Annotated in this window: 19 protein-coding genes; 3 read left to right on the plus strand and 16 right to left on the minus strand. The window is 67.5% G+C overall.

All coding sequences use genetic code 11. The features are described 5' to 3' along the window. Positions 1-49: 49 nt before the first annotated feature. The 13 genes from RR1_RS23005 to RR1_RS21075 all read right to left on the minus strand — a co-directional run bounded on the left by RR1_RS23005 (position 50) and on the right by RR1_RS21075 (position 4,902). Positions 50-175 (minus strand): hypothetical protein, encoded by a 126-nt coding sequence (locus RR1_RS23005; RefSeq protein WP_010836653.1) that lies wholly within the window; start codon positions 173-175, stop codon positions 50-52. Positions 176-518: 343 nt separating this feature from the next. Beyond that, positions 519-665, minus strand: coding sequence for a hypothetical protein (locus tag RR1_RS22475; RefSeq protein WP_010837054.1), 147 nt, complete (start codon positions 663-665; stop codon positions 519-521). Further along, positions 665-1,018, minus strand: a complete 354-nt coding sequence (locus RR1_RS21035) for a hypothetical protein (RefSeq protein ID WP_010837053.1) — start codon at positions 1,016-1,018, stop codon at positions 665-667. Before RR1_RS21035 ends, RR1_RS22475 begins: the two co-directional genes overlap by 1 nt. Further along, the gene (locus RR1_RS21040; protein WP_010837052.1) at positions 1,015-1,635 is read right to left on the minus strand and encodes a hypothetical protein; all 621 of its coding nucleotides are present in this window, start codon (positions 1,633-1,635) and stop codon (positions 1,015-1,017) included. The genes RR1_RS21035 and RR1_RS21040 overlap by 4 nt, the downstream gene beginning before the upstream one ends. Continuing rightward, positions 1,632-2,132, minus strand: a complete 501-nt coding sequence (locus tag RR1_RS21045) for a hypothetical protein (protein ID WP_010837051.1) — start codon at positions 2,130-2,132, stop codon at positions 1,632-1,634. The genes RR1_RS21040 and RR1_RS21045 overlap by 4 nt, the downstream gene beginning before the upstream one ends. Next, positions 2,129-2,293: a hypothetical protein gene (locus tag RR1_RS22480; protein WP_010837050.1), complete on the minus strand. Its 165-nt coding sequence runs from the start codon at positions 2,291-2,293 to the stop codon at positions 2,129-2,131. The genes RR1_RS21045 and RR1_RS22480 overlap by 4 nt, the downstream gene beginning before the upstream one ends. A 207-nt stretch (positions 2,294-2,500) precedes the next feature. Beyond that, on the minus strand, positions 2,501-2,842 hold the full coding sequence (locus tag RR1_RS21050) for a hypothetical protein (protein WP_010837048.1): 342 nt from the start codon (positions 2,840-2,842) through the stop codon (positions 2,501-2,503). Positions 2,843-2,847: 5 nt separating this feature from the next. Next, positions 2,848-3,093 (minus strand): hypothetical protein, encoded by a 246-nt coding sequence (locus RR1_RS21055; protein WP_010837047.1) that lies wholly within the window; start codon positions 3,091-3,093, stop codon positions 2,848-2,850. Continuing rightward, complete coding sequence (locus RR1_RS21060; RefSeq protein ID WP_010837046.1) at positions 3,090-3,293, minus strand: hypothetical protein; 204 nt, start codon at positions 3,291-3,293, stop codon at positions 3,090-3,092. The genes RR1_RS21055 and RR1_RS21060 overlap by 4 nt, the downstream gene beginning before the upstream one ends. Before the next feature lie 82 nt (positions 3,294-3,375). Next, on the minus strand, positions 3,376-3,525 hold the full coding sequence (locus tag RR1_RS22485; RefSeq protein WP_010837045.1) for a hypothetical protein: 150 nt from the start codon (positions 3,523-3,525) through the stop codon (positions 3,376-3,378). A gap of 8 nt (positions 3,526-3,533) precedes the next feature. Beyond that, entirely contained in the window at positions 3,534-3,734 is a 201-nt protein-coding gene (locus RR1_RS21065) for an excisionase family DNA-binding protein (protein ID WP_010836644.1), read from the minus strand. Further along, positions 3,731-4,573: a phage antirepressor KilAC domain-containing protein gene (locus tag RR1_RS21070; RefSeq protein WP_010837044.1), complete on the minus strand. Its 843-nt coding sequence runs from the start codon at positions 4,571-4,573 to the stop codon at positions 3,731-3,733. Before RR1_RS21070 ends, RR1_RS21065 begins: the two co-directional genes overlap by 4 nt. Then, positions 4,570-4,902, minus strand: coding sequence for a hypothetical protein (locus tag RR1_RS21075; protein ID WP_238558937.1), 333 nt, complete (start codon positions 4,900-4,902; stop codon positions 4,570-4,572). Before RR1_RS21075 ends, RR1_RS21070 begins: the two co-directional genes overlap by 4 nt. Before the next feature lie 543 nt (positions 4,903-5,445). Here RR1_RS21075 and RR1_RS22180 point away from each other — a divergent pair. Then, positions 5,446-6,063 carry a helix-turn-helix transcriptional regulator gene (locus RR1_RS22180; protein WP_143153981.1) on the plus strand — a complete coding sequence of 206 codons (618 nt, stop codon included), beginning with the start codon at positions 5,446-5,448 and terminating at the stop codon, positions 6,061-6,063. On the opposite strand, the gene RR1_RS21080 is transcribed toward RR1_RS22180, so the two are convergent. From RR1_RS21080 to RR1_RS21090, 3 genes are all read right to left on the minus strand, one after another. Then, the gene (locus RR1_RS21080; RefSeq protein ID WP_010837041.1) at positions 6,027-6,407 is read right to left on the minus strand and encodes a BRO-N domain-containing protein; all 381 of its coding nucleotides are present in this window, start codon (positions 6,405-6,407) and stop codon (positions 6,027-6,029) included. The genes RR1_RS22180 and RR1_RS21080 overlap by 37 nt on opposite strands. After that, positions 6,404-6,736 carry a hypothetical protein gene (locus tag RR1_RS21085; protein ID WP_040772344.1) on the minus strand — a complete coding sequence of 111 codons (333 nt, stop codon included), beginning with the start codon at positions 6,734-6,736 and terminating at the stop codon, positions 6,404-6,406. Before RR1_RS21085 ends, RR1_RS21080 begins: the two co-directional genes overlap by 4 nt. Before the next feature lie 62 nt (positions 6,737-6,798). Further along, positions 6,799-7,104, minus strand: coding sequence for a helix-turn-helix domain-containing protein (locus RR1_RS21090; protein WP_238558936.1), 306 nt, complete (start codon positions 7,102-7,104; stop codon positions 6,799-6,801). Positions 7,105-7,346: 242 nt separating this feature from the next. Between RR1_RS21090 and RR1_RS21095 the strand changes: the two genes are divergently transcribed. Together RR1_RS21095 and RR1_RS22185 are read left to right on the plus strand one after the other, a co-directional pair. Continuing rightward, a complete protein-coding gene (locus RR1_RS21095; RefSeq protein WP_010837038.1) occupies positions 7,347-7,979 on the plus strand; it encodes a helix-turn-helix domain-containing protein in 633 nt (210 codons plus the stop codon). A gap of 93 nt (positions 7,980-8,072) precedes the next feature. Continuing rightward, a partial coding sequence (locus RR1_RS22185; protein WP_143153984.1) for a hypothetical protein occupies positions 8,073-8,574 on the plus strand: 502 nt, incomplete at its 3' end.

The raw sequence follows: 8,574 nt of genomic DNA on the forward strand, positions 1-8,574 counted from the left end.
AGTAAGAACTGGTAGTCATCGGAGAATCCCTGGGCAGTGAACCGGGCGCTCACGGGATCCTTCTGGTGGGTGTGGCGAGGTCGATGGCCTGCTCGAGGACGATCGCGACGGCGACCGTCACCCCCGCCGCCGCGAACGCAGCGGCGAGGGCGATCGAGACGAGAGTGCGGGTCATGCCGACTCCGTTCCTGAGGTCAGGTCGCCGTCATCGGTCAGGAACACCAGACGTCCCCGATACCGGACAGCGACAGAAGAAGGTTCGATGTGCTGGCGAACGAGCCAGCCGTTGTCGTAGGACAGACCGCGAGCGGCTGTCTCGATGAATCGATGGCACGGCTCGCACAGGTGCAGGCATCCCGACGCCGCGTTCGTGGAGGCACGCCGTGTGCCGCCCATCCCCCGCGGCCGACGGTGATGCATCTGTGTCGCAGGTCCAGTGCCGCAGCGCTCACATACACCGCCGGACCGAGCCCGGACGAGTTCCTGCACTGCAGGCGGGAATCCCGTGGAGCGGCGACTCACTCACGGCCCCCGATCTGGTCCTGCAGCTCGTCCCAGCGGTCCAGCTGCCACTCCGACAGCAGTCCTCGGGTCGCGCAGATCGCCTCGTGCTGCGGCCAGCCATCGGCGGGGCCCGAGCAGGTGCAGTCGTCTCGGCGGGCCATCAGTACTCACCCCGCCCGGCGACCTGATACATCGACCGCACCGAGGCGCCCACCGACTGCCACGCGCGGAGCTCGGCCTCCAACGCTCTCGCCTGACGGTTCGCGTACTGGTACGCCGCATCCGCCGTGTCGCGGGTCTCGCGCTCGGCGGCGGTGTCGAGTTCGGCCGCGTACTTCTTCTCGTGCGCCGGGCCCGCCGCAGTGAGATAGGCACGGGCGAACGCAGCATCGTACGAACGGTCCGCCGCGAGGAACTGTGTGTACGCGTTCGCGCAGACAGTGACGCCCTTCGCGATACGGTTCGCGCACTCGCGGATCGACGACTCGATCTCCACCGGGTTGTGATCGGTCATGCCGCACCCCGGAAGTGAGCGATGAGCGCCTTGATCGCAGCGACATCGGCCGACGACCCGAGATCCCCATGACCGTCGGCAGCGAACTTCTCGCTCGCATCGGCCGGCGGGATCTGCTTGAACTTCAAGGTCTCCAGCAGGGCCTCTCGCGCCTTGTCTGCCTCGGACGGCTCGGCGCCCTTGCTCTCGGACAGATCGCCCTTGTGCCACAACTCGAGTGCCGCACCGAACCGCATCCCTGCGTTGCGGAGTGCGTCGCCGATCGCTTCCTTGATCGCGTTGCCGCCGGTCTTTCCGTCGGCGTCGCCGTACCCGAGGCGCGTGACACCGCAGATCGTCAACCGGATCCACAGGCCACCGCGGCTGTCGAACTGCGGCAGTCCGTTCTGATCCAGGCTGACCGGCTCCCACGTCCACTCGGGGTCGACGTCGAGGAACCGGGCGGTCAGTGCGGCGTGGCCGACGTAGTCGAGGTGGATCGCGGGCAGACCGTGGTAGCCGCCGCACTCGCGGCACTGGCCCTTCTGTGCGTCCTTGCGGGTCGGCTTCGGCAGACTGCCGATATCACTGGCAGGGAACGGCTCCCGGAGCTTTCTGAGTTGCTCGTGGCTGCTCACGCTGGCTCACCGGCCTGCGGCAGGGCCAGCACGTCACCGAGGCTGATCTCGCCGCGAGCGACCATGCCCTGCACCAGCTCGACGACATTCTTCGCCGGAGTGAACCGCGGCGTCGGGACTGTAGCGGCCGGCACCGACACGGCCACACCGTCGAGTTCGTCGCCGGTCTCGTGGGCGATCAGCGCTGCCTCGATCACCGACTTGCGGCCCTGCTCCGACAGTCGCGTCGTCAGCACCGAATCGCCGAACGCGTCGACCGCCCACGGCAGCACGCGCGCCTCATCGACGATTTCCACCCGAGGCTTCGGGACCGACGGCTTCGGCACCGTCGCGTACCCCAACTCCACCTGCTCGCCGCCGACCGCCGCGTACGCGTACGCCGTTCCGCGCGTCAGCTGCGCCTGCAGCTCGTCCTTCTTCGCCGTCTTCGCTGCGGCAACGAGCTTCTCGGCCGCGGTGATGGCGGCCAGTTCCTTGACGATCTGTTCGATGCTCACTTCGGGCCTCCGTACTCGTGGGCGATCAGCTGGCCGAGAGCGGCCGCGTTCGCGCGGGAAAGGGTCACGGTGCGTCCGTCGATCTCGAAACGCAGACGCCCGGATGGGTCGGGTTCGACGCGGAGCGCGTACGCGCCGTCAGGAAAGGCGATGGTGCTCACGCGGGCTCCTTGCTCGTGGTCGGGATGTGGGTGATGTGCACGGGCAGCTCGACGTCGACGACCGGGAGGGGTACGTGCCGCCACCAGGCGATACCGGAGCCGAGACGGCCGCGGTGAACGTGCGGCCGCGGCGGCCTTCCTCCCGGAACGTGGTGCCCTCGGGCAGCCGCCACAAGTCGGTGTCGTCGTAGATCGCGTCGCCCGGGCTCATGACGTGGCCTTCGCGGCGCGCCACTCGGCCTTGTAGTGGGGTTCGCACAGCCCGTTCGGGCCGCGCCTCGCTTCCCCCGCGAGCGGCTTCTGCGACTTCGGAACGAGGTAGCGCCCGCAGGTCCGGCAGTGCGACGCGAGCGGCGCACGTGCGGGCGGCGTGGTTGTCTCGGCCGCCGCGGTCTCGGGCTGGTCGATGAGCCCGAGCATCGCGAGCAGCTGCTGCGCGTCGGCGGCGTCAGCGGCATTCGCGGCCACGACGCGGCGGGCACGGTCCGCGAGCTCGACCGGCGTGTCCGGGATGTCGGCCGACGCGATCGCGCCCAGCGGCGACTCCATGCTCCTCACTGGCCCACCGCCCGCTGGGACTCGAGCCACGCGACGGCGTCGCGCAGCTGCACGGCGGCGGCGTGAAGATCCTTCTTGATCCGCTCGAGCTTATCGATGTAGTCGCTCTCTTCCCACCGCTGCACAGCGTCCGTCACGACGAAGAGCGCCTGGATGGTGGCGGCGTCGCTCGCGACCTCCGGGGTTCTCATCAGCGCCCGCAGGACGCGCAGCGCATCGCCCGGCTCGACGGCGGCGCTCACGAGTGCACCGCCGCGGCGAAGTAGATCGCGGCGCCCATCAGCGCACCGAACGCCATCAGCCACACGAACACCGCGAGGCTGACGAACTGGTCCTCGATGCGATCCCACACCGTCCGCGGCTCCGCGGCCAGCGCGAGCGCCTCGTCGGCCGCGGTCTCGAACTCCGTGTACGTGATGTCTTCCTGGTCTGGTCGGATCATGCTGTCTCTCATCAACAGTCCTGTCTCGAAGAAGTGGAGGCCCAGTGGCGGGGCGGAAGGGACGCACCCCGCCACCGGGCGATCACGGGGTGGCGACGACGAACAAGTCGTCGCGGCAGGCGGTGCGAGAACGACCGTCAGCGAACGTCACGCGCCACGACGTGCACGTGAACGGCGACGCGACCGGCACGGCCTCGATCACCTCGAGGAACGGGGCACCGGAATCGATCACGCGGGCCCTCACGCCGCACCGTCCACGTACTGCTCGTGCTCGGCGATGTACCGCGCGATCTCGGCGTCGGAGACCTTGCGGCCGCGACCGACCGCGACGAACCGCAGCACGCCGTCGCGCCACATCTCGCGGACCGTCGACGCGTGCACACCGAGCAGCGCTCCGGCTTCGACGGCGTTCAGCAGGCGGGTCGGCGGTGGGAGCGTCATGCTGCACCACCGGTCTGCCACCGCGGAACCATCCGAGCGATCGCGTTCGCGCCCGCGGCGGTGATCTTCAGCGTGTGCATGACCTCGCCACGGAACCGCGGCGCGTCGTGCGTCACGACACGCTGGAAGTACGCCTTCTTGTCGGAGTACTCCGAGTAGCGGGCCTGCGGGACGATGCGATGCTTACTCATCGACCAGCGCGACGACTTCTCAACGTAGATCCACTTGCGGCGCACCAGCTCCTCGCGCAGCCACGACTCGGCCACGCCGAGAGTCGAGGCGACCGTGCGGACCGAGAGGAGGTCACTGCCCGCGACGAACGTGTCGTGGTACTCGACCTTCGGGGCATCCTCTTCGACCTTCGCCTCAAGCAGCGCGCGCTCGGACTCGATCCGCTTGATCGTCCCGGCGGCCTCGAGGACAGCGTGGGCGAGGAGCTCCTCCCCTACGAGCGCTGGTCGCACCTCGGCTTCGCGGGTGCGGATCGCGAAGTACGACTGCGCGGCCGCGACCTCCGGCTTGCGCGGGTCGCCGTTCAGGAAGGTGAGGTAGCACGCGAACCGCGGCAGTTCGTAGTCGATCCGCTCCTGTGGACCCAAGTTACCGGCGTCCATAAGCTTGCTGACCTGCACAAACATCGACTCTGCGTCGTGCCCGGCATTCGCAGCCGCCGCCTTCGCGCGCTCGATGGCGTTCTGGAAGTCCTGCCACTTGCTGTACCCCATGAAGGGCTGGAGGTCGCGTGCGGACCAGAACTCACGGCCGTCGATGCGGGACTGCTTGATCGCGTCGAACGGAGACTGCTCGGCGCCGCCTGCGAAGAGGGTGAGGTCGCTCATCGCGCACCACCGGAGATGATCGCCGGGGTGACGCCGGCGCCGAACGGCACCCAGCCCCAGATCGGCGCGCCCGTCACGGGATCGGCGCCGACGACGGTCCAGTAGTTGTCCGGGCTCGGCATCGTGATGACGCCGCCCTGCACGACAACGTCGGACGGCTTGCCGCGGTACTCGGACGCCGACGTGCTGCGCTCCCCCATGCTCGCGTCGTTGCTCGTGACGATCTCAGCGGGCGCCGGAGCGGCCGCGGCAGTGGTGGCACCTGCAGCGATCGCGGCGCCAGCGGCGAGGCTGAAGAGCAGGACTCGGATACGATTCGTGGTGGACATTGCTTCTCCTTCGTTGTGGTGTTCGAGGCCCTGCACCTGGTGGATCAGGTGTGGGGCCGTCTTCATGCGACCGCGTGCTTGCTGTACGACGAAGCGACAAGCACTGTGGCCGAGAAAAGTGACCCCGGAGGCGCGTTGAGCGCCTCCTCGATACGCCGGGCCGCGTCGGACCCGACCGTGTCACGAGAGCTCTTTCCGGTAGATCGAAGGAAGGCGATCGTGGAGACCGCACATCCCGAGGCTTCCGCAAGATCTGCGTTGCTCATGCCTCGGAACTTCATGTACTGCCGGAAGGCTTGCTTGCTGATGAGTCGCACCCAGAGCCTCCCTCTGTCGATGGTTCGTGCGTGCCGAATCAATGTAACCTTCCGCTTCTCGCTTGGTCAATCAACAACCACAATGTAACCGATAGCAGTTACAACGCGCAACACCTGTAACCGGCAGTGACCTTGCCTGCCACAAATCACATCCAGGGAATTTGTAACCAGCCCGGTTACACTGCGGGTATTCGAACAGGCGCCGCATGTGGGAGCTTCTGAAACCGTGAGCAAGTTGAGCGATCTGCTGAACAGTCAGCCGGTCAGTGCCCGCCAAGCGGCAGACATCGCCAAGGAGAAGGGCATCCGCCTTCCCTATGGGACGATCGCTGCCTACTGGTCAGGTCGGCACGGACGACCGTCGGCGCAGACGTTGGAACGGCTCGCCGAGGTGCTCTCGACACCGCTGGCTCAACTCCAGCGGGCGGCATGGGACGCGACCGCTCCACTCGGTCCGTACGAACCGCCCGCTGAGGCGAACCTTCTCAGCCGTCGTGAGCGCAACGCAGTTGACGAACTCATTCGAGCGATGGCGGAGGCGATCACCCGTGGGCAAGACCGAGCAGACAGCAGCACCGAAGAAGTCACGCAACCGCGGCCGGAAGCGAGCGGCACGGTCGACAGCAGCCCGAGCGGCGGCGACCGCCCGCGGCGATCGCCCCCCATGAATGACGGCAAGGTCACAGCCTTACCTTCGCGTGATCAAGCCCCAGAGCCTGACGAACGTCCGCAGCGGCTAGCCGCCCGGCACGTCAAGGGGGGCTCGAGAGAGAAGCAACGCCGGCGCGCGGAGACAGCGCCAGAGGATCAGTCGCAGGGCGAAGGGCCGGAGGGCGGGGCGTGAGGGATCGAGACTCGATCGCAACATCCGGGGGCTGCACCTGGGATCGACGGCAGCACCTCGCTGGTGATCCAGCGGCGGAACGCTGCGGCTTCCGGCTTGTCCGACCGGATCACGACCTCGTACATGCCGGGCTCGGAGACGATCGTCGGGTTCTGGGTGCGTCCGAGGCTGTCAACGATGGGGTGTGTCTGACGCACCCCATCGTCCAGTCGGGACGCCAGGCGGCTCACGTCCTTGATCTCGAGAACGCGAGCGAGATCGGCGAGGACGAACCACGGCTCGTCGTCGAGGACGACGACGCGGACGTCGGCAGCCTGATAGCGGAAGCGCTCGAGCGTGCTCACTTCGCACCGCCGGAGATGATCGCCGCGGTGACACCGGAACCGACCGGCACCGAGCCCCAGATCGACGCGCCCGTCACAGGATCGGCGCCGACGACGGTCCAGTAGTTGCTCGGGGCCGGCATCGTGATGACGCCGCCCTGCACGACGACGTCGGACGGCTTGCCGCGGTACTCGGACGCCGGCGCGCCGCGCTCCCCCGTGCTCGCGCTGTTGCTGGTGACGACCTCAGCAGGCGCCGGAGCGGCCGCGGCAGTGGTGGCACCCGCAGCGATCGCGGCGCCAGCCGCGAGGCCGACGAGCAGGACTCGGATACGATTCGTGGTGGACATTGCTTCTCCTTGGTTGTGGTGTTCGAGGCCCTGCACCTGGTGGATCAGGTGCAGGGCCGTCTTCATGCGGCGTGCACTGCTCTCCGCGGGCTGTTCTGCTGCTTGGTAGTTGACACCTGGACATCGAAAAGGATCTCCACCGGAACTGCGAGCGCCTCCGAGATGCGATTGGCGGTCTTCGGTTCACAGCTTCGCCGACGCCCCGCGAGCAGGTGGTCGATGAAGCTGGGGTGGACGTCGACGTAGCGAGCGAGCTTCCGCGCCGACATCTTTTTGTCGTCCTCGGGGCCAACGAATGCTCGCAGGATGCCCGGACTCTTGAGTCGCATCCAGGTTCCTTTCGGCCATCGTCGGTACGGGGTCGTCATCGTGCTTCTCCATTCTGCGTTGTAGGCGCCTATCTGTCAACTACCGAGCATCACTGTAGCGCCTACCAGTAGGCGACTGTCAAGCGTTCCCGCGTTGCGGTTTCCGCAGCCAGCAGGGATAGGGCAAAGTAAGCGCCGTCAATTGGTAGGCGGCAACATGCCCGATCGCCGGATCGAACCGGTAGGAGGGTTGTTCGGAGGACGAATTGCCCGGCTCAGACCGCGCACCGCATGCTTCGGCGGTGCCCACACTCGCTGACCTCATCGCCGCTCGGAAGGCCGAGCGCGGCTGGTCGTACCAGCAGCTCGCAGATCGCGTCGAAGGCGCTATCTCGCGACAGCGCTGGCAGCAGTTGGGCACGGGCGTCCGGATCAAGGAGTTTCCGGAGCCCGCAACGATCCAGGCCATCGCCGACGCACTCGAAGTCGACGTGACCCTGGTCGTCCTCGCCGTGGCTCGCAGCATCGGATTCTCGGTGCGCCGGCAGGAGTCCGCCCTCGCGGCGATGCTCCCGCCGGGGGCGGACCAGCTCACCGAGGAGCAGCGCGACGCGGTGCTCGCGGTCGTGCGCGTCATGGCTCCCCGCCAACCATCAGGAGCAACGAATGAAGAAGTCCCGGAACCGCGGCCGGAAGCGAGCGGCACGGTCGACAGCAGCCAGGGCAGCGGCGACCGCCCGCGGCGATCGCCCCCCATGAATGACGGCAAGGTCACAGCCTTACCTTCGCGTGATCAAGCCCCAGAACCTGACGAACGTCCGCAGCGGCTAGCCGCCCGGCACGTCAAGGGCGGGTCGAAAGAGAAGCAACGCCGGCGCGCGGAGACAGCGCCAGAGGATCAGTCGCAGGATGAGGGGCCGGAGGGTGGGGCGTGAGCAGTAGGCGAGTGCGCGCCCACGCCTCCGACCGGGTGAGGCAAGGCGGGTGTGAATGGTGGAGGCATCCAGCGACACGCGATGGTGGTTGCCGTGAGCGATGAACAGAACCTCGCCGGCCTGATCTCAGACCGGAAGGGAACCCGCTCCTACGAGAAGGTCTCGCAGGAGTGCGGCGGCACCCCGACTGCGAAGCGACTACACCAGCTCGCCAACCAGCCGCAGAAGAACTTCCCGGACCCGGACACCATCCGAGGCCTGGCACAAGGACTTGGAGTGACCATCACCGAAGTCGTCATGGCATCCGCCCGGACGCTCGGTCTTCCCGTCTACACCGGCAACGACCCGACCGCACTCGCGATCGGCGGCGCCGGCGTCCTGGACGACGAGTCCAAAGAGACGCTGTCCCGGGTGGCACGTCAGTTCATTCACCTCACATCCCGAGCAACGGATGGAGGACCACATGGAACAGCACGCACGGAAGTCCCGGAACCGCGGCCGGAAGCGAGCGGCACGGTCGACAGCAGCCAGGGCAGCGGCGACCGCCCGCGGCGATCGCCCCCCATGAATGACGGCAAGGTCACAGCCTTACCTT

The sequence above is a fragment of the Rhodococcus rhodnii NBRC 100604 genome (genome assembly GCF_001894925.1).
GTDB lineage: Bacteria > Actinomycetota > Actinomycetes > Mycobacteriales > Mycobacteriaceae > Rhodococcus_F > Rhodococcus_F rhodnii.

Excerpts from the sequence above, each read along its gene's own strand:
- RR1_RS21075 (WP_238558937.1), bottom strand. The coding sequence starts at position 4,902 with ATGTCCACCACGAATCGTATCCGAGTCCTGCTCTTCAGCCTCGCCGCT.
- RR1_RS23005 (WP_010836653.1), bottom strand. The coding sequence starts at position 175 with ATGACCCGCACTCTCGTCTCGATCGCCCTCGCCGCTGCGTTCGCGGCG.
- RR1_RS22475 (WP_010837054.1), bottom strand. The coding sequence starts at position 665 with ATGGCCCGCCGAGACGACTGCACCTGCTCGGGCCCCGCCGATGGCTGG.
- RR1_RS21050 (WP_010837048.1), bottom strand. The coding sequence starts at position 2,842 with ATGGAGTCGCCGCTGGGCGCGATCGCGTCGGCCGACATCCCGGACACG.
- RR1_RS21060 (WP_010837046.1), bottom strand. The coding sequence starts at position 3,293 with ATGATCCGACCAGACCAGGAAGACATCACGTACACGGAGTTCGAGACC.
- RR1_RS21035 (WP_010837053.1), bottom strand. The coding sequence starts at position 1,018 with ATGACCGATCACAACCCGGTGGAGATCGAGTCGTCGATCCGCGAGTGC.
- RR1_RS21090 (WP_238558936.1), bottom strand. The coding sequence starts at position 7,104 with ATGACGACCCCGTACCGACGATGGCCGAAAGGAACCTGGATGCGACTC.
- RR1_RS21070 (WP_010837044.1), bottom strand. The coding sequence starts at position 4,573 with ATGAGCGACCTCACCCTCTTCGCAGGCGGCGCCGAGCAGTCTCCGTTC.
- RR1_RS21085 (WP_040772344.1), bottom strand. The coding sequence starts at position 6,736 with ATGTCCACCACGAATCGTATCCGAGTCCTGCTCGTCGGCCTCGCGGCT.
- RR1_RS21065 (WP_010836644.1), bottom strand. The coding sequence starts at position 3,734 with ATGACGCTCCCACCGCCGACCCGCCTGCTGAACGCCGTCGAAGCCGGA.